This window comes from Paenibacillus sp. NRS-1781 (genome assembly GCF_050467745.1).
GTDB lineage: Bacteria > Bacillota > Bacilli > Paenibacillales > Paenibacillaceae > Paenibacillus > Paenibacillus terrae_A.
Genome location: NZ_JBITPI010000030.1, coordinates 17,721 through 43,821 on the forward strand (window position 1 = coordinate 17,721; position 26,101 = coordinate 43,821).

General features: G+C 46.2%; 26 protein-coding genes and 1 CRISPR repeat array. Of the genes, 21 read left to right on the top strand and 5 right to left on the bottom strand.

The genetic code is table 11. The annotated features are described in order from the left end of the window. Nucleotides 1-117: 117 nt before the first annotated feature. The 8 genes from ACIFO6_RS11795 to ACIFO6_RS11830 all read left to right on the top strand — a co-directional run bounded on the left by ACIFO6_RS11795 (nt 118) and on the right by ACIFO6_RS11830 (nt 9,339). Nucleotides 118-708 (top strand): restriction endonuclease, encoded by a 591-nt coding sequence (locus ACIFO6_RS11795; protein WP_430040855.1) that lies wholly within the window; start codon nt 118-120, stop codon nt 706-708. Between the two features lie 186 nt (nt 709-894). Beyond that, on the top strand, nt 895-1,899 hold the full coding sequence (locus ACIFO6_RS11800) for a BMP family lipoprotein (protein ID WP_430040856.1): 1,005 nt from the start codon (nt 895-897) through the stop codon (nt 1,897-1,899). Nucleotides 1,900-1,927: 28 nt separating this feature from the next. Then, nucleotides 1,928-3,592 carry a methyl-accepting chemotaxis protein gene (locus ACIFO6_RS11805; RefSeq protein WP_430040857.1) on the top strand — a complete coding sequence of 555 codons (1,665 nt, stop codon included), beginning with the start codon at nt 1,928-1,930 and terminating at the stop codon, nt 3,590-3,592. 199 nt (nt 3,593-3,791) lie between these two features. Continuing rightward, a complete protein-coding gene (locus ACIFO6_RS11810) occupies nt 3,792-6,236 on the top strand; it encodes an AraC family transcriptional regulator (RefSeq protein ID WP_430040858.1) in 2,445 nt (814 codons plus the stop codon). 130 nt (nt 6,237-6,366) lie between these two features. Beyond that, nucleotides 6,367-7,374, top strand: coding sequence for a tripartite tricarboxylate transporter substrate binding protein (locus tag ACIFO6_RS11815; RefSeq protein WP_430040859.1), 1,008 nt, complete (start codon nt 6,367-6,369; stop codon nt 7,372-7,374). Nucleotides 7,375-7,422: 48 nt separating this feature from the next. After that, complete coding sequence (kdgT, locus tag ACIFO6_RS11820; protein ID WP_430040860.1) at nt 7,423-8,424, top strand: 2-keto-3-deoxygluconate transporter; 1,002 nt, start codon at nt 7,423-7,425, stop codon at nt 8,422-8,424. Between the two features lie 126 nt (nt 8,425-8,550). Beyond that, on the top strand, nt 8,551-8,904 hold the full coding sequence (locus ACIFO6_RS11825) for a hypothetical protein (protein ID WP_044647347.1): 354 nt from the start codon (nt 8,551-8,553) through the stop codon (nt 8,902-8,904). A 153-nt stretch (nt 8,905-9,057) separates the two neighbouring features. Then, nucleotides 9,058-9,339 carry a hypothetical protein gene (locus ACIFO6_RS11830; RefSeq protein WP_430040861.1) on the top strand — a complete coding sequence of 94 codons (282 nt, stop codon included), beginning with the start codon at nt 9,058-9,060 and terminating at the stop codon, nt 9,337-9,339. Between the two features lie 372 nt (nt 9,340-9,711). Here the strand turns inward: ACIFO6_RS11830 and ACIFO6_RS11835 are convergent, their stop codons facing one another. Together ACIFO6_RS11835 and fdhF are read right to left on the bottom strand one after the other, a co-directional pair. Beyond that, on the bottom strand, nt 9,712-10,194 hold the full coding sequence (locus tag ACIFO6_RS11835) for a DUF1641 domain-containing protein (RefSeq protein WP_430040862.1): 483 nt from the start codon (nt 10,192-10,194) through the stop codon (nt 9,712-9,714). Nucleotides 10,195-10,211: 17 nt separating this feature from the next. Further along, entirely contained in the window at nt 10,212-13,151 is a 2,940-nt protein-coding gene (gene fdhF / locus ACIFO6_RS11840; protein ID WP_430040863.1) for a formate dehydrogenase subunit alpha, read from the bottom strand. 592 nt (nt 13,152-13,743) lie between these two features. On the opposite strand from fdhF, the gene moaA reads away from it, so the two are divergent. From moaA to ACIFO6_RS11880, 8 genes are all read left to right on the top strand, one after another. Next, a complete protein-coding gene (moaA, locus tag ACIFO6_RS11845; RefSeq protein ID WP_430040864.1) occupies nt 13,744-14,757 on the top strand; it encodes a GTP 3',8-cyclase MoaA in 1,014 nt (337 codons plus the stop codon). Between the two features lie 40 nt (nt 14,758-14,797). Further along, on the top strand, nt 14,798-15,610 hold the full coding sequence (gene fdhD, locus ACIFO6_RS11850) for a formate dehydrogenase accessory sulfurtransferase FdhD (protein WP_430040865.1): 813 nt from the start codon (nt 14,798-14,800) through the stop codon (nt 15,608-15,610). Nucleotides 15,611-15,639: 29 nt separating this feature from the next. Then, a complete protein-coding gene (locus tag ACIFO6_RS11855; RefSeq protein ID WP_430040866.1) occupies nt 15,640-15,888 on the top strand; it encodes a MoaD/ThiS family protein in 249 nt (82 codons plus the stop codon). Nucleotides 15,889-15,945: 57 nt separating this feature from the next. Continuing rightward, nucleotides 15,946-16,665, top strand: coding sequence for a molybdenum cofactor biosynthesis protein MoaE (locus tag ACIFO6_RS11860; protein ID WP_430040878.1), 720 nt, complete (start codon nt 15,946-15,948; stop codon nt 16,663-16,665). After that, a complete protein-coding gene (locus ACIFO6_RS11865; RefSeq protein ID WP_430040879.1) occupies nt 16,658-17,743 on the top strand; it encodes a thiazole biosynthesis adenylyltransferase ThiF in 1,086 nt (361 codons plus the stop codon). The genes ACIFO6_RS11860 and ACIFO6_RS11865 overlap by 8 nt, the downstream gene beginning before the upstream one ends. A 76-nt stretch (nt 17,744-17,819) precedes the next feature. Next, on the top strand, nt 17,820-18,641 hold the full coding sequence (modA, locus tag ACIFO6_RS11870; protein ID WP_430040867.1) for a molybdate ABC transporter substrate-binding protein: 822 nt from the start codon (nt 17,820-17,822) through the stop codon (nt 18,639-18,641). A 27-nt stretch (nt 18,642-18,668) separates the two neighbouring features. Next, entirely contained in the window at nt 18,669-19,334 is a 666-nt protein-coding gene (gene modB, locus ACIFO6_RS11875; protein ID WP_430040868.1) for a molybdate ABC transporter permease subunit, read from the top strand. A 189-nt stretch (nt 19,335-19,523) separates the two neighbouring features. After that, nucleotides 19,524-19,871 (top strand): DUF2294 domain-containing protein, encoded by a 348-nt coding sequence (locus tag ACIFO6_RS11880; RefSeq protein ID WP_044647337.1) that lies wholly within the window; start codon nt 19,524-19,526, stop codon nt 19,869-19,871. Nucleotides 19,872-19,888: 17 nt separating this feature from the next. Here the strand turns inward: ACIFO6_RS11880 and ACIFO6_RS11885 are convergent, their stop codons facing one another. After that, nucleotides 19,889-20,317: a DUF4395 domain-containing protein gene (locus ACIFO6_RS11885; protein WP_430040869.1), complete on the bottom strand. Its 429-nt coding sequence runs from the start codon at nt 20,315-20,317 to the stop codon at nt 19,889-19,891. Between the two features lie 160 nt (nt 20,318-20,477). Here ACIFO6_RS11885 and ACIFO6_RS11890 point away from each other — a divergent pair, with 160 nt between their 5' ends. Continuing rightward, on the top strand, nt 20,478-20,876 hold the full coding sequence (locus ACIFO6_RS11890; protein WP_430040870.1) for a hypothetical protein: 399 nt from the start codon (nt 20,478-20,480) through the stop codon (nt 20,874-20,876). A gap of 134 nt (nt 20,877-21,010) precedes the next feature. Continuing rightward, nucleotides 21,011-21,184, top strand: a complete 174-nt coding sequence (locus tag ACIFO6_RS11895) for a hypothetical protein (protein WP_430040871.1) — start codon at nt 21,011-21,013, stop codon at nt 21,182-21,184. Between the two features lie 1,031 nt (nt 21,185-22,215). Here the strand turns inward: ACIFO6_RS11895 and ACIFO6_RS11900 are convergent. Further along, on the bottom strand, nt 22,216-22,431 hold the full coding sequence (locus tag ACIFO6_RS11900) for a helix-turn-helix domain-containing protein (protein WP_014282582.1): 216 nt from the start codon (nt 22,429-22,431) through the stop codon (nt 22,216-22,218). A 172-nt stretch (nt 22,432-22,603) separates the two neighbouring features. On the opposite strand from ACIFO6_RS11900, the gene ACIFO6_RS11905 reads away from it, so the two are divergent. The 3 genes from ACIFO6_RS11905 to ACIFO6_RS11915 all read left to right on the top strand — a co-directional run bounded on the left by ACIFO6_RS11905 (nt 22,604) and on the right by ACIFO6_RS11915 (nt 24,010). Further along, the gene (locus ACIFO6_RS11905) at nt 22,604-23,254 is read left to right on the top strand and encodes a hypothetical protein (RefSeq protein WP_430040872.1); all 651 of its coding nucleotides are present in this window, start codon (nt 22,604-22,606) and stop codon (nt 23,252-23,254) included. Nucleotides 23,255-23,338: 84 nt separating this feature from the next. Continuing rightward, nucleotides 23,339-23,452 (top strand): putative holin-like toxin, encoded by a 114-nt coding sequence (locus ACIFO6_RS11910; RefSeq protein ID WP_223264084.1) that lies wholly within the window; start codon nt 23,339-23,341, stop codon nt 23,450-23,452. Nucleotides 23,453-23,602: 150 nt separating this feature from the next. Continuing rightward, on the top strand, nt 23,603-24,010 hold the full coding sequence (locus ACIFO6_RS11915) for a hypothetical protein (protein WP_430040873.1): 408 nt from the start codon (nt 23,603-23,605) through the stop codon (nt 24,008-24,010). Here ACIFO6_RS11915 and ACIFO6_RS11920 read toward each other — a convergent pair. Further along, nucleotides 23,964-24,452 (bottom strand): hypothetical protein, encoded by a 489-nt coding sequence (locus ACIFO6_RS11920; RefSeq protein ID WP_430040874.1) that lies wholly within the window; start codon nt 24,450-24,452, stop codon nt 23,964-23,966. The genes ACIFO6_RS11915 and ACIFO6_RS11920 overlap by 47 nt on opposite strands. 364 nt (nt 24,453-24,816) lie before the next feature. Further along, a CRISPR array of direct repeats spans nt 24,817-26,065; the repeat unit is 32 nt; unit sequence GTCGCACTCTATATGAGTGCGTGGATTGAAAT. The last annotated feature ends 36 nt before the right edge of the window (nt 26,066-26,101 follow it).

Here is a 26,101-nt window from a genome sequence, read left to right on the forward strand (position 1 = left end):
CCGTCGAATCCGGCGGGGCTGTCCTTGTGTAACACGGTGTCAGCGTGAAATGTGGAATGCCCTGCTAAGGAGAATACACCGACCGCTGCACGCCTATTGTAGAAAAGGGGAAGAGGAATGCTGCTGGAGCAATTATCCGCATATAAGGAATTAGGAATAGGATTCATTATACTACTACTGTTACTTGTACTCATCATCAGAGGACTGATACGTCGGCGCAGAAATCGGATTTTACGTGATCTGGACCCGCGAAAAATTGGGATTCAGGATATAGACCGCATGGAGGATGGCTCGGAATTTGAGCTTTATCTGCAACGGTTGTTATCTGCGCTTGGCTATAAGGACATTTACAAAACGACCAGTAGCCGGGATTTTGGAGCGGATCTGGTGTTCACAGACCGTGAAGGGGTCAGAGTCGTGATTCAGGCCAAGCGTTATGCAGTACAAAATCCGGTCGGTTTGGGCGCAGTGCAGGAAATTTATACCTCCATGCGTTATTATGCCGCTGACAAGTCTGTCGTCATCACTTCCGGGCGCTACACGGAATCCTGTAAAACACTCGCTGCTGTCAACGGAGTTAAGCTATTGGACCGCAACGACTTGGTGGACATGATGGATTGGTTCAAGGCTAAACGCCGTGAGGAGGTCATGGATCTATTAGAAAGCAAAGCCGACGTGATTGCCTCCAAATGGAGCAGGAGCAAATGATAAAAGGGACTTTACTAGGCGGCGAGATGAAGCCTGGAAGTTCAGTCCCTTTTATTTTTAACATGATGCCGTACTTATAAGAGACTCTGTTTACAATGAATTTACAGAAAATCTTATGAAAAAAAATGACTTTATAACCGATATAAAGATGTTGGGGATTTGCAAATTATGCTGAGGTGATATGTCATGAAGAAACAGGTTCAGTTATTAACATTGAGGTGGGTTCCCATTGTCACTATTTTTGCTTTACTGCTGGGTGCATGTGGACAGCCGGCAGCACAAACCAAGGCGCAACCGATTAAGGTAGGAATTGTACTGTCAGATATTGGTCTGGGTGATCAGTCTTATAGCGACGCGGCTTTTCGGGGTTTGGTCAAGGCACGGGACGAGGGGAAAATCGTTTTTGAATATCGGGAAATTTCCGAGACCAAAACATATGATGCTGCTTTTGAACAGCTTGTTCAAGAAAAAGCCGATTTGATTATCGGGCTGGGGTACATGGTGAAAGAAAGTTTGGAAACCGTTGCGAAAAAATATCCGGATCTTAAATTTGTAATTGTAGATGAAAAATCCGATTTACCGAATGTGGCTTCCATTATTTTTAAAGAAGAAGAGGGCAGCTTTTTGGCAGGGGTCATTGCAGGAATGGCGAGCCGTACCGATCACGTAGGCTTTATCGGGGGAGTAGAGTCTCCGCTGTTGAAAAAGTTTGAGGTTGGATATCTGGCAGGGGTTCGCTCCGTTAAGCCTGATGCCAAGGTTACCGCTACGTATGCGGGAGATTTCGGCAAGGCGGAGTTGGGCTCGGAGATTGCACGCGATATGATCAATCGGGATCGAATTGATGTGATCTATGCGGCGGCCGGTCTTACAGGTGTAGGTGCGTTACAGGAGGCACAAAAGCAGGAAAAGTTCGCAATCGGGGTCGACAGCGACCAGTTTTTCATTGCGGAAAAAGCAGTAGTGACCTCGATGATTAAAAATGTGGATATCGCCATTTATACAGCAGTCAAAAGCTTTGCAGATCATCAAAGAAAATTTACGGACCAGAATATGGTGTTCGGTCTTGCGAAAGAAGGCATCGGTTTGGCGCCTATTCGTGTTTTGACATTGAACCCGGATCAGCAAAAGCTGCTGGATGACTTGAAGGAAAAGGTCAAGTCCGGCAGTCTTACTGTGCCCACCCAATAAATTTTCGTAAAACGGAGGATGATTCCTGATGAAACTGCAAGGTAAACTGGTGCTTAACGCGATGGTTTCCCTGATCGCATGCCTGGCTTTAGTGGCCTATATTATTTTTCAATTGATCCGTATCAACTCGCAAAGCAGTAGTCTCGTTCCAGCTATGCTGAATGTACAGCAGCTCAATGCTTATTTGATTCAGTCAGGACAGGCGCTGCAAAACTACTCTTCTTCCATGACAGAGAGCAATAAAACGGATGTGCAAAACCAACTGGGACAGGCGGAAAAAACGATCACTTTGCTTTCGCAAGGCATGATGCAGACCGAAGCGCAGCAAAAGCGTCTGAATACCGTTAAAACCAAATTCAGCGAATTGAAGGCTGCGACGGATAAAGCGATGAGCAACGGAAGCAGCCCTGAATCCAAACGTAATGCGATGCGTGTACAGGGTATCCAGAACGATGTGTTCATGCTGGATATTCTAACGAAGACGCGTTATGACGAATATACAGAGGAATTGACCAAGAGTATCCGCTTTACTTGGCAATTGGCCTTGGCAGGTGCTGTTCTGCTTCTAGTGGCGGTGGGACTATATAATACATATACATCCAGGCAGCTTGCCCTTAGAACCCGCAAATTGACGGATGCCGCGAAGCAAATTGCCGATGGAAATTTGACGGTGCAGCTTGCGCAAACGAAGGGACGTGATGAGCTGGACGAGCTCAACGAATCGTTCCGGTTCATGATCGGGAACTTGCGTAACATTGTGCTCTCTATTGACCAGTCGGGGAATCGTGTTGATCTGATGGCTAGGGATATTGACCAGCATAATGTGGCCATGAAGGAAATTGTGACGCAAGTTAGCACCTCAACAGAGGAACTGGCGATTGGTAGTCAAAAGATTGCCGAGGATCTGTCGACCACCGTTGGCGTTGTGGATGAGATGCAGCAGAAGTTTGAAGCGAATTTACTGGAAACCACGCAGTCCTCTACATATAGCGAAGACGCATTGCGTGTCATTGAGCAAGGTGCGCGTGTGATGAGCGATCAGCTACGCATTGTAGCGGAAAATCGTTCAGCGATGTCTGAGGTGGAGCAGACGGTCATGGAGCTGGAGGCCAATGCAGCCGAGATTACAATCATGACCGGCTATGTATCCGAGATTGCCAGTCAGACGTCGCTGCTATCCTTGAATGCTTCAATTGAGGCTGCGCGTGCGGGTGAGGCTGGAAAAGGCTTTGCTGTCGTTGCTGATGAAGTCAAAAAGCTGGCGAATCAATCGGAGTCGGCTGTGAAGCAAATTTATAACGCTGTCGAGGGCATTACGCAGGCTATGAATAAGGTGAAGAACTCTGTGGCGCAAAGTCAGGGACTGTTCCGTGAGCAGGAGAAGGCAACTTCGTCTACCGGGGAATCGTTCACGGAGATTAGCGGCAAAGTACAGCAAATTGCCAGCCAAGTCAGCAAGCTGTCGGTGGATATGAATGTATCTCGGGAACTGAGTGTACAGGTACAGCAAGCCATTGAGAACATTAGCGCGATTACCCAGCAATCCGCCGCAGGCAGTGAGGAAATTACCGCCTCTACGGTGGAACAGAAGCGTTCCTTTGAGGAATCGGCAGAGAAGGTGAAAGAGCTTCGTCAGATTCGTGAGGAGATGCAACGAGAGCTGGATCGTTTTCAGGTGGAAAAAACAGGATAAGCAACATAAAACCAACACCCGAAGAAGAAGTCTTACCCATGCAGGGAGGCTTCTTCTTTTTTTGAAAAGCGTCTAACGATTTATAATAATATCCATATTTTATTACTCTCCGTAGAGCTAAATAGGCAGGGAATTCCACATCTTACGTCAAATAGATTTAGGGAGTATATGTTAGCACACACGTTGTTGGCAAGAGATCATGGAAAACGAAGTCCGGAAGGATGAAGTTACGGGAATGCTACGATTAAAGCTTCGATTAATCCTGAAAAATAAACAGACAAGGCTGATTCTGCTGCTCACACTAAGCGTATCACTCATTATTAGTGTGATCGGCTTGCTATCGTATTCGGGATACCGCAAGGGTTTGGATACCGAATTAAACACACCAAACATAGAACTGCTGCAAATTAATCTGGATGTGACTAATAGGGCATTTCGTGAGTCCGATAATAAGGCACTGGATGCGGCCTATTCCCGGGATGTTGAGGCATTTGCACGTTTGCAAACGGATGAAAAATCGCAATCAAACAACGCTTCCGTTATCAAACGGCTTCAAAAATACTTGAAAGCCCTTTCTTCGCATGAAGAGATTCATTCGGCTGAAGTTATTTCTTTTGAAAATCATGCTCTCGTATCCAGCGAATACGGCTACTTGTCCGATTGGGACCAAGCGCCGGATACGACTTGGGTTCCCTGGATTCGGGACATTCAAAGGAAGCCATTACTGATTAAGCGAAGATGGTACGGCACGAATCATGAAAATGGAACAGTAGAACTGCTTTCGCTGGCAAGACCCGTGGTAAAGGATGGGCAGGTCATCGGTGCGGTGCTGGTCGATCTGGATTACGACCGCTTTTTCTCCAAGCTGTATATTCATTTATCCAACTCGCAATATGTGTACGATCTGGAGGGCGAACTGATCTATCCCAAGTTAAAATCATCAGTGCCCTTAAACGAAATGGACAGGGTTTTGAAAGAATTGGATGTGAGCCCCTATGCTTATGTGAAGGTAGGGGGGATGGAGTATATGGTGAACCAGACTTTTTCCGATGTGACGGGCTGGCGTCTGGTGTCACTTGTTCCTATGGACAAGCTGCTGAAGCATGTTAAGCTGGCCCGCAACATGATGTTGTGGTTGGCCTTTATTTCTATACTGGCGGGTTGCTCAGCGGTCTACTATTACAATTATGCGGCGTTTCGCCCTATGAAAAGAATTAATAGCCTACTGAATTCGGGCTACAAAGGAACGCGTCAAGGTGGATTGTATGATCTGGAGCCGGTCATTGGCAAGCTGGTTGGGGAGTTCCATCGCAAATCACTTGTGGTGGAGCGAAGTTTACCCGAGCTGCGTTCCAAATATATTGAAGATGTCATCCAGCGTAGAATGGGCATACAGGAAATGCGTATGAAATGGGAACAGTATTTTTCCGATTGGGACGGCAGCTCTTTGGCTGTGATGATCGTGTCGATTGATCGGTATTCTACTTGGGCAGCAAGCTTTCCAGAGGAAGATAAAATGCTGCTCAAATATGCGCTGAATAATATTTTGCTGGAATGGCTTGAACCTCACTGGAAGGCGGTAAGCGCGCCAGAGGAGCAAAGCGGGTTCGTTGTACTGCTACAGTTCAGTGAGCACGAGGATGAAGCTGTAGATGGGACTAGGACTGAGACTGATGCTGATGCTGATGCCAATGCCAAAGCCAATGTCCAAGAAAGTGTTCTGCTCCGCAAAAGCGCAGACAGGCTGATTCAGGTTGTGGGTGAGCATCTTCCCCTGACTATTTCTATAGGAATTGGTTATATATTCTCGGATATCTATGAGGCACGTCAGTCTTTTGTAACAGGGAGAGAAGCCCTTGGTCTGCGTTTGTATGAGGGATATGGACGTTCGCATATGAGTACCTACAGCATAGGGGAGGGCGCTCACGTCTCATCAGCGGTGGGAAACCGGAATGTGGAAATCATTCGTGCCATAGAGTCACAGGAAGCCGGAGCAAGTATAAAGCTGATCAGTCAATGGGGAGAAGAACTTCGTCTTCACAGGACCTCCCCGATGCAGGTTTACTTGTCTGTACATGAGTTGATGGAGGAATTGCTGAAATGGTGCATGACTCATAGTGTGACGCCGCCAGATCAGCTGGTAGATCACCACTGGAATCAGATTCTGACGCTTGATCTTCCAGACATGGAGAAGCAAATGTTTTCGATTGTGGCTGATATCGAGGAAGAGCTTATTGGACACAGACAGTCCAAGGAGTTTGTACGTGTACAGGAGATGATGGATTACATGCAACATCATTTGCATTTAAATATCGGGCTTCAGGAAATTGCAGATCAGGTCCATATGAGCGTGTCATCGGTGAGCAGTATGTTCAAGGAAGAGACAGGTTGCACTGTATACGACTACTTGACTGGTTTGCGAATGAAAAAAGCGTGCGCTTTACTGTGTGAAACACATCTGAAAATTGCAGAGATTGCAGATCAGGTCGGCTACCGGAATGAAAACAGCTTTATCCGTGTATTCCGCAAACATAAACAAGTGACACCTGGGAAATTCAGGGAAATAAACAGATGTTCCAATGGATATGCAGATCCGCCAAAAGGTCGACATTTTGGGGATTTGGAAGATAAATTCGAAGATTAAGCGATAGCTGTGCCCCCTGCGTTGCGGTACATTGACTTCATGTAAACGCAAAAATCATGGCTGAAAACGTCTGGGGGTGAAAACGGGTGCGTGACTGGCCCAGTTCATTTTTCGGAAAAGAGGAAACGTAATGAAGAACAAGCCATGGCAAAAATATGTGCTGGTTGCGGCGGGAGTGGCTTTTCTTTCTGCCTTGAGTATCAGTGAATATGTGGATCAACACGCTTTGCATGACCACAGTGGTGCATTTCCTGTGAAGCCTATTACCCTCGTCGTTCCTTATGCGGCGGGTGGCGGGACGGATATCACGGCAAGAGCATTGGCGAAAGCCGCCGAAAAGCATCTCGGTCAGCCGATCATCGTCGTTAACCGGACGGGTGGAGGCGGTTCGGTCGGGCTGATGGAAGGGGCTGAGGCGCAGGCGGACGGCTACACTGTAACGTATCTGGTTGCGGAGCTGACCACACTGCCACATCTGGGACTGCTGCCGCTCACCTATGAGCGCTTTAAACCGCTGGTCCAAACCAATATGGACCCTTCTGCCATCACGGTTAGAGCGGATGCGCCCTGGACGACGGCCGAAGCATTTCTGGAGGACGCTCATGCTCATCCCGGCAAGCTGAAAATGGGCAATGCAGGCACAGGGAGCATCTGGCACCTCGCTGCTGCGATGCTGGAGCAAAAAAGCGGAGTCCGCTTTACCCATATCCCTTATGAGGGAGCAGGGCCAGCCGTTTCAGCGTTGATGAGCGGCTTCGTGGATGCTGTGCCGGTCAGTCCTGCGGAAGTGAAAAAGGATGTGGACCAAGGGAAGCTACGCATACTGGCGATACAGGCAGATAGCATTTCGGAAGCGTTTCCAAATGTGCCGACGTTACAGCAGGCTACTGGGCTGCGTGTACATTTTATCGGGACTTGGAGAGGGCTGGCTGTGCCCAAGGATACGCCGGATGAGATTGCTCAAACCCTGGCGGACGCACTGATCAAGGGGACGAAAGAGGAGGAATTCAGGGAAGAAATGCGTAGGCATGGATTGGGGCTGCGTGTTAAGGATGCTGAAGCATTCGCACGACAGTTGAAGGAAAGCCATGACACCTTCGCAAGCCTAATTCCCGAACTTGGCTTGAGCCGCAAGTAAAACGGCCTTGTTTTTGCACTGGCAAAGACGAAAGGGTTGAATGAAGCTATGAAAATCAAACAACGCATTGATAAAATTCCAGGGGGCATTATGCTGGTGCCGCTGTTTATAGGCGCATTGGTTCATACTTTTATGCCTTGGTCCGGAGACTACTTTGGATCGTTCACCAAGGGGCTAATGACGGGGACGGTACCGATTTTGGCGGTGTGGTTTTTTTGTATGGGTGCTTCGATTGATGTACGAGCTACAGGTACCGTATTGCGTAAATCAGGTACACTCGTATTGACTAAAATTGCAGTCGCTTGGGTGGTGGCGATCATTGCGTCTAAACTGCTGCCCGTTGGTGGCGTGGAAAGCGGGCTTTTTGCCGGACTGTCGGTATTGGCGCTGATTTCCTCCATGGATATGACGAATGGCGGGCTATACGCCTCCATTATGCAGCAATATGGTTCCAAGGAAGAGGCGGGGGCATTCGTACTGATGTCGCTGGAATCCGGTCCATTAGTGACCATGCTTATTTTGGGCAGTACCGGACTGGCTGTTTTTGAGCCGCAGGCCTTTGTGGGGGCGGTATTACCATTTCTGGTCGGGTTCATGCTGGGGAATCTGGATCACGATTTCCGTAAATATTTTGGTAGCGCTACGCATGCGCTTATTCCCTTCTTCGGTTTTGCACTGGGCTGTTCCATTGATCTGAGTGTGATTGTTCAAACCGGCTTGCTCGGAATAATATTAGGTATTTTCGTTATTATCATTACAGGCATTCCGCTGATCCTGGCGGACAAATATATCGGCGGTGGCAACGGCACTGCGGGAATCGCAGCCTCCAGCACGGCAGGTGCAGCGGTAGCGAATCCGGTCATTGTGGCCAATATAAAGCCAGAATTTCTGCCAGTAGCGCAATCAGCAACAGCATTAGTTGCTGCTTCGGTCATCGTTACCTCTATTTTGGTACCTATTCTCACGGCTTACTGGGCCAAATATATGAAACATAAGGAAAAATCCAAGGGAGCGGGGCCTGTAAACCCAGGTGCCAATGTGCCTAAATAAAGCTCGGATGATCTTTAGTCTCTCCATTACCCGGGAAATGCTTTTGCAGATACGTCTCCTATCCTAACATCACAAACTTGTCCTAAAACGCTACTGCAAACATACATATGTAAGCAGAGGAGCGTGATGGAATTGGAAAACAAGGTGCGTCGCTACTATCAGTTAAAGCAGAAGCAAAAAGAAATTGAGGGTGAACTGACTGATTTGCGTAATGACATTACAGCTCATTGTGCACAGCAGGGAGTGGCAGATTGGGAAATTGGCAGTTATCGGGTTAAAGTTGTACAGCAGCACCGTAAGGAATATGACCATACCAAGCTGTATGATTCACTACCTGATCCGCAGCTATGGCGCTTGTTTTCCAAACCGGATACTTCGAAGATTGCCAGTTTGCTTAAACTCAAGGTCATCGCAGAGGAGCAATTAAAAGATGCTGTTTCTCTCAAAACGGTGACCCTATTACAGGTGGATAAAAAATAAAATGTAGATCATAGCGTTACTTTACAAAGTGCTGTAGCCTCAGAAAGGTTATTCGGTATGCGTCCGAATAGCCTTTTTCGCCTTTCCAATTTGCGTGATAGCTTTGGAGTGGCGTACTCTAGTAAAAGTTGGTTGAGACGGAGGAAGTATACATTGAACATGGAGACTGCTGTCAGTAAAGTATTTTTATATGTTTTCTCAATTTTAGTTGCGTTGGCTTCCTGTCATGGATTCATGTTGTACTGGATGTGGCAGTTACCGGAGCTTACGGACGAATTTTCTGATCTGGAAAATGGACTTGCTCTATTTGCCGCGGGTATCGTGTTTGCCTTCATTGCTTTTGTTGTTCACCTCATTCTACAACTCCTAATTTTCGCTCATCTACTTCATCGTAACGGCTACTCTATACATGTGAAAACAGTGCTATTCCCCTAGGAAACAAACAACAATACAATCCTCCGTATTTGTCTGTTGGTGGTTCTGTTGATTTGGATCGTTTATGCTACCATTTTACATACAATTCCGCTGTTTTCGGTCATTAGCTTTACGCTGGTTTTTATCAATTATAGTATTTGGCTGTTGCAATTTTTGACGGAGAGACGAGGCAGGGAGGTTTGATTGTTGGGGAAGTATCAAAGGAACATGAAAAGGGCTGACTCCCGTTTGCGGTGGGGCCAGCTCTCTTTTACTGTTGTTATCCTTGGCCGTTAAGCACCTGCCGAAAGTAAAACCGATACGTATTATAAAGGAACGTTTGAAGTGGAAGCTGAACCTCCAACTCTGTATCCACCTCCACGCTATATTCAGCTACTTATCGGACAAGCCTTTTCCCAGCCCTTTGAGAAAATGAATGCCAAAACCCATCGCCCGGTTTACATCCGGATCGTTCATGGCCTTCATGAGATCGCGCAGGCGGATCTTTTTGTTCTGTTTTAAATGCTCTTCCGCTTCGTTCAGGCCGGAAGTGACGCTGCCTACCAGCTTTTTCATCTGCTCGGGGTCTACCTCGGACAGCATACCGGCTGCTCCCATCAGATTATTAATGATATTCGTTACAGGCTTGCGCGTCGCTTGTCCTACAGCAATTTTGGCAATGCTTTCCTTGGCTTTCAGCATAGACTGAGCCGCTTCGAGAAGACCGCTATCGTGCAGCTCACGCACAATTTCGAGCGTCTTCTGCAATGCCGCCCCGTTGTCCGCCAGATCAGCAGTAAGCTGATCCAGCGATTGCTTTTGTCGTTCTTCTTCTGTCAACACACGTTTTCGCACGATTGAAATAGGCTTAGCCATGAGTCTGACCTCCTTTATTATTGATCCACCAGATCGACGTAACCGGGGCGATTCCATTTCCGCTCCACTTCAACCCCATTTTGCGGATGACGCTTTTTGTAGCGAGGGTTGATACGTGGCAGCGGATTTTGACCATCGACCTCCAAAATGTGCATTCGTACCTTGTTTTGCTTATAAGCCGGTGTGTTGGTGATTACATCGAATGCTCCGCCAGTTAACAGGTTCACGGCGCTGTCATGGCTGCTGGAGTGCATAGGTACGTAGACATCGGTTCCCTGCATCCGGTCGGTGACGAGAACACGCAGCTTCACGGCACCATATGGCGACTCCAGACGAACCAGCGATCCGTCCCTGACTCCGCGCTCCTCGGCTAATTCCGGCGACACCTCCACAAATACACTTGGAAGCTTGAGCTGGATACCCGGCGATTTGGTCGTCAGATTTCCTTCATGGAATTGTTCGAGCAGTCGACCATTGTTTAAGGTCAGATCGAACTCAGCCGGGTATTGTTTAGGCGGTACATATTCGAAAAGACCAAGACGCGCCTTTTTATCCGGGAAGTTAAAGCCGTTGGTGTGTAAAAGCGGTGTGCTGCTGCCATCCGGCGATCCCCAGTGGAAGCTGTTCCAGCCTTCCAATACGTCATAATTACACTGGGAGAAAAATGGAGTGAGTGATGCCATTTCCTCAAATATTTCACTTGGATGGCTGTAGCTCCAATCAAATCCCATGTGCTTGGCAAATTGGCTGAAAATCCACCAGTCCGGTTTGCTGTCTCCTACAGGCTTGAGCGCCTCATATAAACGCTGTACACGACGCTCGGTGTTCGTAAAGGTTCCGTCTTTTTCAAGCGAAGGTACGGCTGGCAAAATGACATCTGCGAATTCTGCTGTTTTGCTCAGGAATACATCCTGAACGACGAGGAAATCCAGGTTCGCCAGCATTTCCTGTGTATGGTTGGAGTCCGCATCCACCCACGCCATTTCTTCTCCGGCGATATACATGGCTTTTAGCTCACCTGTCTCAATGGCCTCCAGCATTTGGATATTGTCCAGTCCGCGCTGGCCTGGAATTTGTACGCCGTAGGCCGCTTCGAACTTGGCACGAATGTCATCGTTGGTGACAGGCTGATAACCCGGAAAAATATCCGGCATCGTACCCATATCAGCAGCACCCTGAACATTGTTATGTCCGCGAAGCGGATACGCGCCTGCACCTGGACGCATAAAGTTTCCGGTCACCAGCAGCAGGTTGGCAATCGCAATAGACGTATAGGAGCCTGCGATGTTTTGCGTCACACCCATGCCCCAGCAAATGGCAGTACCGTCGGCTTCATGGACCATAGTCGCGACCTCAATCAGCGTTTCTTTGGAAATGCCCGTTTCCTGCTCTGCAAATTCCAAGGTGAAGCTCTCCAGCAACTTCAAATATTCGGGATAAAAGTTTACATGCTCTTCAATGAATGCTGCGTCATGCCAGTTTTGATCAATGATGTACTTGGTTACTGCGGATAACCATACATAATCTGTACCCTGCCTTGGACGAATGAACAGGTCCGCACGATCCGCCATTTCATGCTTGCGCAGGTCGACCGCGATCAGCTTTTGACCGTGCAGCTTATGCGCACGTTTAATACGGGTAGCCAGCACCGGATGTCCTTCTCCCGGCGCACAGCCGACCAGCATGACCAGACCTGCTTGGGCAATGTCTTTAATCGTACCGCTGTCGCCGCCAATGCCTCCAGTGTGTTGCAGCCCCCATGAGGCGGGGGATTGGCAATACCGCGAACAGTTATCGACGTTATTCGTTTGGAATACCTGACGCGCCAACTTTTGCATCAGATAGTTTTCTTCATTCGTAAATTTGGACGAGGAAATAAAGCCGAGCGCTTCACCGCCATACGTTTCTTTAATAGCACCCATTTTGCTGGCCATCAGGCTTAATGCTTCTTCCCAGGTCGCTTCTACAAATTCGTCACCTTGGCGAATCAAAGGGGTAGTCAAGCGTTGATCACTGTTCACAAAATCCCAGCCGAATTTCCCTTTAACGCATGTCGAGATGCCGTTCACAGGTCCTTCAGAGGTAGGCTGTACCTTCAGAATTTTGCGGCCTTTGGTCCAAACCTCAAAGCTGCAACCTACGCCGCAAAAGGTGCAAACGGTTTTGGTTTTTTTCGTACGGGTTTCACGCATCGCTGCTTCTGCTTCGGAAATGGCAAAAATACCGCTATAGCCCGGCTCCACTTCCTTAATTAAATCTACCATCGGATTTAACAAGTCCTTCTCCATGCCACTCATGAAGCCTGCTTCACCCAGCATGGATTTCTCCATCAAGGCGTTACAAGGACAGACCGTTACACACTGACCGCAGCTGACGCACGAGGAATCGTTAATTGCAACACCATCATCCCAAATGACGCGAGGACGTTCTGCTTCCCAGTCGAGGGACAGGGTTTCATTGACCTGAAGGTTTTGACATACCTCTACGCATTGGCCGCAGGCAATGCACTGATTCGGGTCATAACGGTAAAACGGATGGGACATATCGACTTCCGTCGGATCAGCCTTGGGCCGATATGGATATTTTTGATGCTCAATTTCCATAAGCTCTGCCGTATTATGCAAGGAACAATTACCATTGTTGTTATCACATACGGTGCAGTAGAGGAGGTGATTTTCCAGCAACCGATCCATGGCTTCTGTTTGGGCTGCTTTGGCGCGATCCGAGTTTAATTGAATATGCATTCCGTCCGCAGCAAGTGTGGAGCAGGAGCGAACGAGCTTGCCGTTAACTTCCACGATGCAGGTATCACAGGTGCGGATCGGATCGACCTCGGGAACATAACATAGTTGGGGATGGGCGATATTGTTTTCGTTAATGACTTTAAGAATCGTTGTGCTATCTTTGGTCTTCAGTTCCTGTCCGTTTAATGTAATTTTGATCGTACTATCAATCACGGTTCAGACTCCTTTCAGATTTGAAATGTAAAAATTAGAAATAAAAAAACTCCACCATAAACACAAGTGCTCGTGATGAAGCACTTGTGTTTATGGTGGAGTAGTGACCAAGCTCTAGGTCCTGGAGGCCAATCCGCCATATGCGTATGTATTAATAACAGACGGTACACACCGCTTGTATATCAATAACCTGAATATGTCATTTTCTGCATGTCATCAGGTGTAACTATAACGTAAAATTTAAGATAGTTCAATGGTACATTATTAAAATTTTAATTGATAATGATTATCGTTTGAGAAAACGAAAAAGCATTGACAAACGTTCGAGGATTGCTAACAATAAGAATGTAATCTATTGCAGAGCATTCGTGAATGGAGTGTGCGTGGGGAATCGCGTATACTTTATTTGTCGCAGCGCTTGTTAGCTTGATTTTTCTATATCACATGATGTGAGGATTCGTAGAATCCTGATGTAGATAAATTAACCGGCATTTAGCAGATTCTTCGATGTGTTCGATGGCGAAGGATTTGTTGTGATGTCGGTTTTTTGGTTCTGGATAAAATGAATTGAAGACGGATTGAGGTGAGCGGGATGGCGAACCGGAGCGAAGATCAATGGAATCGTCCGTTACGGGACTTGAGAATATCCGTCATAGACCGGTGTAATTTTCGGTGTCGGTATTGTATGCCGGAAGAAATCTTTGGCCATGACTATCCGTTTTTGCCAAAAGAAAAAATATTGACCTTTGAGGAAATTATCCGGCTTTCCCGTATTTTTGTCTCTCTGGGAGTTACCAAGCTGCGCATTACGGGCGGCGAGCCGTTGCTGAGAAAGGACCTGGCTTCGCTCATTCATTCGTTAACTCAGCTCGAAGGAGTTGAAGATATGGCGATGACCACGAATGGCGTATTTCTTCCTAAATATGCAGCGACGCTTCGAGAGGCAGGATTGAAGAGAGTGACAGTCAGTTTGGATTCGCTCGATGATGATCGCTTCCGTCGGATGAACGGGGGAAGAAGCAGCGTGCAAGCCGTGCTGGATGGTATTGATGCGGCAGCACAAGCGGGAATGCAGGTGAAAATCAATATGGTTGTGCAAAAGGGCTTCAACGATCAGGATATTGTGCCCATGGCCGACTATTTTCAAAAGAAAAAGCATATTTTGCGGTTTGTTGAGTTTATGGATGTAGGTAACACCAATGGCTGGAAATTGGATCAGGTCGTCTCCAAGCAGCAGATCATCGAAGCCATCCATAAGCAAATGCCGCTAGAGCCTGTCCCGCCCCATTACAAAGGTGAGGTAGCGACGCGTTACAGGTATCAGAACGGCGAAGGGGAAGTTGGCATTATTTCGTCTGTTACAGATGCCTTTTGCTCCACATGTACACGGGCGAGGATTTCCGCTGAAGGCTCCTTGTACACATGCTTATTTGCTTCTCAAGGGTACGAGCTGCGGGGGATGTTACGTTCTGAACAGTCCGATGACGAGATAAGAGCTTACATGGAGCGGGTGTGGAGAGGGCGTACAGACCGCTATTCGGAGGAACGGCTGAACCATACGCAGCAATTAGCATCCAAAATTGAAATGTCACACATCGGTGGGTGAACCGAAACGCCAGCCTGCCCAAAACAAGGGAGTGGAGCACATGGAAAAGCCAGCTGAGGTCAAACGCGAGATTCTCCGTTATCGTGACGGTCAGATCAAGCGTGATGAGGACACTGTGGTGACGGAGCATCCGGTGACGATCAAAATCAATCAGCAGGAATTTGCCACCATGGTTTGTACACCGGAGTATGTGGAGGATATGGCAGTAGGCTTTTTGGCCTCGGAAGGTGTCATTCAACGGTATGATGATATCGAAGATATTTGGGTTCAGGAAAAAGAAGGCTTTGTTCATATTAAAACCCGGCGGATGAATGAGTTCTATCAAAACTTTCACTCCAAAAGGTACATTACCTCCTGCTGTGGGAAAAGCAGACAGGGCTTCTACTTTATGAATGATGCCAAAGTGGCAAAAAGAATGAACGACACCCATGTCATGCTGTCTTTTGACGACTGCTTCCGGCTGATGAATTTGATGCAACATTCGGCGCACACGTTTCAGGAGACGGGAGGCGTCCATAATGCCGCACTGTGTGACAAGGACGGAATCATCCTGTCGAGAATGGATATTGGCCGCCACAATGCGCTGGATAAAATCTATGGGTATTGCCTCAAGCATGATATTGTATTACAAGATAAAATTATTGTATTCAGTGGGCGTATTTCGTCTGAAATTTTGTTGAAGGTCGCCAAGATTGGCTGTGAGGTAGTGTTGTCCAAGTCGGCTCCGACAGAGCTTGCGCTTGAATTGGCTGAGGATTTGGGCATTACTACGGTAGGCTTTATACGAAATCATTCTCTGAATGTATATACGCATCCCCAGCGGATTGAGGAACTGGTTGAATCTAAAATATAGTGTGAACATTTCTGGGGGTGAACATTTAAATGAAATATCATATTCAAGTATTTGCCGGTCTTGCGGAACAGATGGGAGGGCCCATCATCACAGTACCCACCGATCAGGAAACGATGACCATTTCCGCGTTAAAAGACCTGCTATCCGAGCGCTTTCCAGAAGTAGCCGCGCAGTTGCGGGGTTCTTTTGTTGCCAAAAACCAGGCTTATGCCGCACCGGAGGATCTGGTGAGTATAGCTGACGAAATTGCGATCATTCCCCCGGTTTCAGGAGGGTAAATTCGATATAGGCTAAGCGAGTTCGATAGGATAGGTGCAGAGGGGGGTCAAATGGTTATGCAATACCGTATTCAACTATTCGCGGGTATGGCAGAGCAGCTTGGTCAATCCGTGATCACGCTGGAGTTTCCGCAGGAAACAGTGACCATTGCAGATATTCGAAAAAAGCTGAATGAGCAATATTCGGAAGCGGCTTCACAGCTGCAAGGTTCTTTTTTTACGAATAATAAAAAACTGGCTTCTCCAGAGGAACTAATACATCCATCAGATACAATCACGCTTCTTCAGTCCGCACCAGGGATGGAAACGGTCGTTTCGCCATGTGGCTTGTTTGCGATTACGTACGATCCGATTGATGCCGATGAGGTGACCGCGAAGGTGCAGGACCCCTCCCATGGAGCTTCCCTGACCTTTAATGGAACGACTCGGGAATATACACAAGGTCAGCGTACGGTGTTGCTGGAATATGAGGCGTATGTCCCGATGGCGATGAACACGATGAAGCAGATTGGTGACGAGATTGCAGAGCGTTGGCCGTCTACACGTACGGCGATTACACATCGGCTGGGTACGGTGAGGATTGGAGAGACGAGCGTTGTGATTGCTGTTTCTGCTGCACACCGCGATACTTGCTACGAAGCCAGCCGCCATGCGATTGAACGCTTGAAGCAAATCGTGCCGATCTGGAAAAAGGAAGTGTGGGAGGACGGCTCGGAATGGAAGGGGCATCAGCTAGGAGGTTGGAACCCTCATGGGGCGAAAAATCACGATGTCTGAAATGAAGAAGGATCAGAACATGGACGTCGATGTAGAAGTAGAAGCGCAGCCGCACGCGTCTCATGCCCGATATTCGAGACAAGAGCTGTTTACGAAAATTGGGCCGGCCGGACAGCAACATATCCGCAGCAAGCACGTGCTTATCATTGGGGCTGGAGCGCTGGGTACCGCTAATGCGGACATGCTGGTGCGAGCGGGCATCGGGCGACTGACGCTGGTGGATCGCGATTATGTAGATTGGAGCAATTTGCAACGCCAACAGCTCTACGATGAAGCGGACGCTCGTGATCATATGCCGAAGGCGGTGGCAGCACAGAAGCGATTGCAGCAAGTCAATTCCGACGTGGACATCCGCGCGCTAATTCGGGACGTATCGCTGGAGGAAATCGACGAGATTGCAGCAGGTGTGGACCTCATCGTAGATGCCACTGACAATTTTGATACACGCCTGCTCATGAACGATTACGCGGTCAAGCACCAAATTCCCTGGATTTACGGGGCTTGTGTAGGTAGCTACGGGACGACCTTTACCATCGTGCCGGGACAGACACCGTGCCTGTATTGCCTGCTCGGAACCGTACCGCTAGGCGGCGCGACCTGCGATACGGTGGGTGTGATTAGCCCGGCTGTACAGATGGTGGCAGCCTACCAAAGCGCCGAAGCACTGAAGCTCCTCACCGGGGACGACTCAGCGCTGCAAGGCAAGCTGATTTCCTTTGATCTGTGGAACAATCAGCATCAGGCGATCCAGATCAGCGCCATGAAGAAAGCCGACTGCCCAACGTGTGGGGAGCATCCGGTGTATCCTTTTTTACAATCGGAGTATCAATCCAAGTCGGCTGTTTTGTGTGGACGTGATACGGTTCAAATCCGCCCTGCCTCCGGTGCTGTGCGCGATCTGAATGAAGCGGCGCGTCTACTGTCCCGTCAGGGAGGCAAAGTTGAGCATAATCCATATCTGGTATCCGTAGTGATTGGAGCGCATCGGCTGGTTCTATTTCAGGATGGACGCGTTCTGATCCATGGCACCAAGGATATCGCTGAGGCGAGATCTATTGTTCACAAATATTTGGGCTGACCCAATAGAGTTGAACCGTTATGAGGTGTACATCGTTAGACCCATTTCGGAATTTATAGGACAGGGGAAGAGTAGGTTGAAAATGAGATTCGGGTACATATTCACGTTGGTTGGATTGTTGGCATGGGTGTTGGCTGGTTGCTCGTCTTCGGCTGCTGTACAGCCGACACAGTCTGCGCCAAAAACAGAGATCATCGTATCTGCCGCAGCGAGCCTTCAGGATAGTCTGAATACACTCAAGGATCAGTATGAAAAGCAGCATACGGATATCAAACTTACCTTTAACTATGCTTCATCCGGCACATTGCAAAAACAAATTGAGCAAGGCGCACCCGCTGACGTATTTATTTCGGCAGGTATGAAGCAAATGAAGGCATTGACCGATGCTTCTTTAGTAGAAAAGGATAGCGTACTGCTCCAAAATAAACTGGTTGTAGTCGTTCCACAGGATAAGTCGAAAAGCACGGATAGCAAAAGCATTACACTCCATGATCTGACAAGCCCGTCCTTCCTGAAAGTAGCTGTCGGGGAGCCAACTACCGTTCCTGCTGGACAGTATTCCAAAGAAGCGCTGACGAAAGCCGGACTATGGGACAAGCTGGAGCCGAAGCTGGTATTCGCCAAGGACGTAAGACAGGTATTAAACTATGTGGAAACAGGCAACGTCGATGCGGGACTCGTCTACCTGACGGATGCCAAATCATCGGATAAAGCAGTCGTTGCACTGGAAGTGCCTGAGGAACTGCATGCTCCGATTCTATATCCAGAAGGTATTGTAAAAGCAACGAAACACAGCAAGGAAGCTGGTGAGTTTCTCGATTTTCTGCGTACGGATGAAGCGATGAGCGTATTCAGCAAGGACGGATTTTCAGCTCCTAGAGAAACGACTGGAAAATAGCATCCATCTATAAAGGAGGGGGTCCCGTTGGATTGGTCAGCTTTTCTTCCTCCGGTTATGGTATCCGTCAAAGTCGCAGTCGTCGCCAGCATCTTTGTATTTCTGTTAGCTACCGTGGTGGCTCGGATGATGGCGAACTGCAAGCTGCGGAGGGGAACCAGCGTGATCGAGACGGTCTTGCTTCTTCCGCTCGTCTTGCCCCCCACGGTCGTTGGCTTTATTTTGCTCATCCTGCTGGGGAGGAAAAGCTGGATCGGAACAGCCTTCGAAAGCCTGTTCCAGCAGACGATTGTATTTACGTGGGGAGCTGCGGTGGTGGCAGCTGTAGTTGTGGCTTTTCCACTGACTTATCGGACGATCAAGGCAGGCTTTGAAGCCGTCGATCCCGAGGTAGAGCAGGCTGCACGCGCGCAAGGCGCCAACGAGTGGCAAGTGTTTCGCTACATCACGATGCCTCTCGCCTACCGCCCGCTTATCTCGGGATACATTCTCGGATTTGCCCGGGGGTTAGGAGAATTTGGCGCTACGCTGATGCTTGCGGGTAACATTCCTGAACAGACCCAAACCCTGTCTACGGCGATTTACACCGCATCCGAGGCCGGGAATATGACACTCTCTTGGAGCTGGGTAGCCGTCATCATACTGTTCTCTTTTATCATGTTGATGCTTTCAAACCGATTGGTGAGGGATTAGCTCGTTTGAAATATGAAACCTACGCAGTCTGCCGATGGGGCAGGCTGTGTTTTATTTGCTTAAGTTCAGGATATATCACAAAGCATGTTCCAAAAATCACTTTCCTTCGATCTCTGTTTTATATGAGAGAAATCGGTTATGATGGAAATAGTAACAAGGATTTTAGTAGATTTAGGAGAGCGGTGCGATATGAGAAAGGAAACAGGTTTTAACGAAATTATTCGCAAAGTACGTAAAGAGCTATTTGGAAAAGGCCCGGAACGTATACATACAACCTTTGTAGATAACATGGCCATCACGATGCTGTACGGTAATTTAACCCCCTCTGAAAAGTTTCTGGCACAAGAGGTTGCCGGGAAAGAGATGGTGCATGCAGCCCGAACCAAAATGGTTCAAAAAATCTATCCCGTACAGTTCAACAAAGAACTGGAGGATTACATGGATTCCCGACTGCTGCACCTCTTTTCGGATATTAAGGTGGAGGAAGATATAGCTATTTCTGTTTTTGTATTTGAGGATACGATTGTTGCAAAATAGGATGAAGGAGGGGCAATCTATACGTGATTTCTTCTCCGATGTTGATATTGGGACCATTGGTAGAGAATAAAGCATCCGACACAAAAGCCCAGAATAGCCACCAAGGCCGCCACCAGCACCATCGCCGAGAACACATAAGCGACAATACTCCATTGGAACGTAAATCCTGCCAGAGCCACCAGCAGAAAAAAGACGGCAAGGAGCTGATTAAATCTTTGCTGTCCCCGGTCCTCCTGCACATATGAGGAAGGGCTTTTCTTTAAAAATAGCTTGGCTACACGCATCACCGGATTGAAGTTGAAAAGCACACCAAGCAACCCCGCAACCAGTGGAATAGCTAACACCCCATACGCCCCTGTAATCCAGGTAAAGACTACAGACAGCACAATTACCCATTGATTAGTCCTGACCAGCGGACGCGGAATCGAGGCTGGAACTTGATTCATATATATCATCCTTTTCACATCGGAATAAAATAATTGAGATCATTATAACGTAATGCTTGGGGAATAGATAGCTGAAAAATGGCTTGTATGACTGTCACTATAGACCCATTACCAAAGACATGGTAAAGTTTTGGTATATATTCGGTAAAGGGGTCAGTTTATGAAAAAGGTATTGTTATATTTATGCGTAGCAGGAGTCGTTCTATCGGGCTGTACTACTTCCAAGAGCGGTACCACAAGTACAGAGAGTGCTCCAAGTTCAAATGCATCAGGAGGCTCCGCCAGTTCAACTGTACATGAGACGGTAGCGTCTGAAAATAAGGGATATCAAGGTAAAATTTCATTTCGCAACGTAGGCTGGGGGATGAGTAAAGAGCAAGTAAAGGCATCTGAAGATATGAAGGTTGAGGAAGAAGATCAAGAGGCGATTGCCTATTATTCCAAGATATTGGGACTGGAAAGCGGACTCATGTACTTTTTTGTGGATGATCAATTGGTTCGTGCAGGTTATTTAGGGGCCTCACTTGCAAAACTAACGGGCGCTACTGAAAGTAAATAAAAGAGAAGCAGACAATATTGCAGATGCTGCAACTTTTTTTATGTTTTAACTACCAAAATATGGTATAACATCATTAGATATTAATGTATTGTATATTTATATGTAAAATATAATTAAAATTGGAGGTATATTCTATGATTAATGAATTATTTCTTCATGAAATGTCTATACTTTTTCTCTTAGGAAGTGAAGTTCTGCTCTTCATTTTTGCGCTTATATTTATCATTAACATTTTTAAAAAAAACAAAGCAATGCATCGTTTGGATGAGATTTTAACAGAAACAACCCAACTAACAAAATCGAAGTAAGGAGAGGATTCTAATAGGGACCTGGACTATATCTGTAACCATGATCTACTGGTTCTGCTTTATTCATATTTTTATATGTTCATGTGCGTTGATCTACCTTTTCAAAATAAGAAAAACAAATCAATTATTCCATAGAAAAATAGAATTGCTCAGTAAGCATTTAGAAAAACTAAAAGAGCAGCTTGACAAAAAGTATTAAATTGCCAGAGAGGTCATTTTGAAATGAAATCAAGTTGGGTTCAGATGGGCGTTGCTCCCTATAATGAAATTTTGAATTTTAACTCAGCTTGTGGCGCTATACCCGCATCTGCAAGTTCGTCGTTTCTTAGAGGGCGATGTATGGTAAGATAATTAGACTTATAATTTGGTGCGAACCCCAAGCGCACATGAAATACCCGGGACATTCGCACCCCGCGCCAGATAAGGGATTCAGCGATTTTGAGGTGTGGTTTTTAACATTTATTGGTGAGTTGGAAAGAGATTCGCGAAAAAGCGTTTACAAAGCCTTGCTGGGTAAGGCTTTGTAACGCGTGCTGTCGCTCCTTATGTAGGAGCGTGGATTGAAATAAATCTGCAAGTCTCGTCACCATCATAATCCCCAGTCGCTCCTTATGTAGGAGCGTGGATTGAAATAACCTTTTCAGCCCATTTTGCTAATTCCAATGTGAGGTCGCTCCTTATGTAGGAGCGTGGATTGAAATTTCTTACAGAGCAGCTCCCATTTACCCAATGTGCGCAAGTCGCTCCTTATGTAGGAACGTGAATTGAAAGCACGTATTTCTCATACCACACATGTATCACAGCTATGACGTTCCTCATTTTTCTTTGAAACATAAAAAAGGTTTGCTGTAGAACTTGGCAAGCCTTTTTTGTGTTGGTTAAAATGCTAATGGACTCATCTTGATGAACTAATTTTTTTATAGTTGTGGAACTGCTCGGACTACCACCCTAAAAAGCTGAACACCAAAAAAGAAGCCTGTTTTAAAACAGACTCCTTAATCTATTCCTACGCTTAACATGCACAAACCACGCTATTCTGTTTCTTCAAACTGCATTAGCACGGAAATGTCCTTGATCTCCAGAGCATGAGCGATCTTTTCAAGCATAAGCAAGTTTACTTCTTGTCTCCCATTTTTACAAAGCTGTGAAATTCTCGCTTGATTAACACCTGATTTTTCCGAAAGTTGCATTTGTGTCATATTGCGCTCTTTTAACACTTCTTTAAGTCTTATATTTAATTTTAGCAAGAAAAAGAAACCTCCTAAAAACTCATTGACATTATTCATTTATGCGAATAATATAATGCATATACGATTTATTCGCCAATGCGAATATATTACCAACCCAAAGGGATGTAACGAACATACCCTTAGCTTTGCTATTGCTATTTTACCAGAATTTCAATGGAGGATGATACCTGTGACTGAAAAACGGAAAGCGAATGTGCAAGCGATCAAGGATATTGTACGCATGAATCAGGTGTGGGAGCAAGAAAAGGGAGAGCAGGGAGCAGCAGAGCTACACTATTATCATATTGTGGATGCACTTCAACGAAAATGGAAAACCATCGGTGTCAATGTTTCGGACGCGATTGAGGTTTTTGAAAGAGGGCATAACGATGCATGGACACGGATTATTGAGCCAGCTCCTTGGAACCCTAATTTAACCACTAATGATTTAATTCACCTGCTCAAAATCAGTCCCGAAGCTGTGCAGATTCGTCATGCTATGCAAATCATACTGAATACCGTTGAAAGACGCAATGCGTTCATCCGTCGTATCATCAATGTGAATGAACAGGCAATCCAGCAGCTACTCTACCTGATGAAAGACGAATACCTGCGTTATGAGCAACTCTCGAATAAAGCCTTTATGGCGATGTATGCTATGAATCCGGTCGAAGCCTTATCTGTATATTTTCTGGAATCCGTAGATGTGCATATGTACTGGGAATGGTGTGATGCTGGCGGTACAGGCGAACAGGCCATTCAGTATAAGCATGAGGACCCTCACATGACGTTGATTCAAGCGATTGAAAGAGTAGAAGAGAAAATGTATGCCCGTACATAACAAACCATAGGTGTAGTTGCTACGCTAACGACAAAATGGCTTGGGTGGGCAGTTGGCTAGTCTCCTGCAAAGGATGTGAGGGCTGTGGAGGTTAAAGATGCTTTGACATTAATGATGATGTTCGGTACGCTGCTGGTTGCGTTGATCGGATTAATTGTCACCATCTTAATCGCATTGAACCAACACAACAGAAAGTAGACGGCCCACTTATAGCGAATTTCAAACCCGTTTGTTACCATTCAATGAAATGGGTATAGACCATACAACATAGAGGAGGATATATATAAGGTGGATATTCAACAAAAGAAAAAAGGGTTGATGCCAAAGAGTCTGTAGAAGAACTCACCCGTGATTTTTGAGGAAAAGAAATCCAGCGGTTGGGGAGTGAGTTTTACTGAAATCAACGGTATATTGGATGATATCGCATTTCAGTCCGAAGAGGCCCAAAGCTATATAAAGGAATATGGTGAATCTATCGAAGAGTTACTCCAGTTCGAACAGCCGAACTTTAGACGAACTTACTTCATGTACCTAAACGCGCCAGCGGCAAGACTTTTACCTATATCGGTTCCTTTACCGGATATTATTTTCAAGCGTTCGGGGCAGATTCCGTCTATTTATTTTATGATAGAGAATTGGGTAAAGCGGTTATTTGCTTCCAGTATTGGTAGGGATATAGAAAAAGCTCCCCTGATGGGAGCTTTAAATCTTAATTTTTTTTCATTTCCACATCATGCTTTTTGGCAAGTGTGTTGAGTTGTTCTTGAAAATCTCTGCTTAGCTTTCTACTCTCGCTGAGCTTGGCGTTACTTTCATTGACTAAGTTCAGATCCTGTTTATCCAACGCATCTACCATCGTAATCATGGCTTCATTCTGGATATTAACGGCCTTGATGTAGATTTCGTGAAGGGCTCTTACCTCAGGAGTTTCCGTTTTTACAGCTTCTACTTTTTCGACAAATTTGCTGTATTCCGGTATGATTTCATCATTTAAAGTATTATATAGTGTTAGATCATCTGCGTTATCATCTTTAGTCATGGCTTCATACTTGTCAGTTACTGCTGTTTCATCTTTTGCCAAGGGAAGCATCCCATCATTGATATACGTAATTAAATCTTTTTTAACCGGATCAGTAGAGCAGGCTGCCAAAATGGAAAAGCAACATAATACCAACATAAATACGCTAAGTTTTTTCATCTGTATTCCCCTTTTTATGTATGTTATGGATAATTCGATGTGACTGTAGTCCAAAAGAACTATCCATATCTTTTATTATATCGTATAAATAAGAAAATGGTAGGGTTTTTATGGTAAAACAGTGTCGAAACTAAGTTGATTGATCTGCTCACTAAAAATAGGGTATCATATAGAAGACGCTTCGGTGCGAACCCCAAGCGCACATGAAAACCCCGGGTCCTTCGCACCTCGAAATTTGTCGAAAAGTGTTGGAATGGCTATTTAACCTTAAAAGTCAATAGTTGATTCAAGCTTATTGGGCATCAGTTTTTACGATAATGTGTGGAATTGATATCGTTAGGGTATGAATTACTGCATTTTCGCTGTCGCACTCTATATGAGTGCGTGGATTGAAATTAATATAATTCTCAATCGAACCAAAGTTTTTAATGTCGCACTCTATATGAGTGCGTGGATTGAAATAATTAAAACACCTTGATACGCATAATTAGACTCATCGTCGCACTCTATATGAGTGCGTGGATTGAAATAACTTCCTCGCCCGAATGACCAAAAATATCATTTGGAGTCGCACTCTATATGAGTGCGTGGATTGAAATCTACCCCTCCCTGAAGAGTATCAAGCAACGTCAAGTCGCACTCTATATGAGTGCGTGGATTGAAATTTAATGCTCTATCTCATTTTGATAATGGCTCTGTGTCGCACTCTATATGAGTGCGTGGATTGAAATCTATCTGACGACTTTATTGACGGTGGAATGATCAAAGGTCGCACTCTATATGAGTGCGTGGATTGAAATTATGACGGTTCTGCTGAAATCATTCCAACGGACAACGTCGCACTCTATATGAGTGCGTGGATTGAAATTTCCTCCTTCGTACTTACAGTAACTTTTTTAATCCGTCGCACTCTATATGAGTGCGTGGATTGAAATCATCTACCTGCCAAGTCCTGTTTCTCTTTTCGAACGTCGCACTCTATATGAGTGCGTGGATTGAAATCCACTGACGGCAACCCTGACCGGAGAACTGTACATGCGTCGCACTCTATATGAGTGCGTGGATTGAAATTTTAATGCTCACCTTCTCTGTTATAAACAACTCGTCGCACTCTATATGAGTGCGTGGATTGAAATACTTTTAAATTCAGCCATTTCCTCGATCCACAAAAAGTCGCACTCTATATGAGTGCGTGGATTGAAATTTTAGTCGAGTAACTTTTACCTTGGTTGTAGTGAAGTCGCACTCTATATGAGTGCGTGGATTGAAATAAACCATAAATCAGCTGAACGATCGAATTGCAGAGTCGCACTCTATATGAGTGCGTGGATTGAAATCACAATCACCCGAGCGGAGATACCCGGCCGTCTGAGGAAGTCGCACTCTATATGAGTGCGTGGATTGAAATCAGCAGTAATTCAAAACGCATCAGCGGCAGTAACAAGTCGCACTCTATATGAGTGCGTGGATTGAAATTAATGCCTCAGCAATCGGAAAATACATAATAGCAAAGTCGCACTCTATATGAGTGCGTGGATTGAAATATCACGGTCTGCATGAATCGAATCAATTGATCGTCGGGTCGCACTCTATATGAGTGCGTGGATTGAAATTTCCATAAATACATGGGCTCTTCGCTCTACTGGATG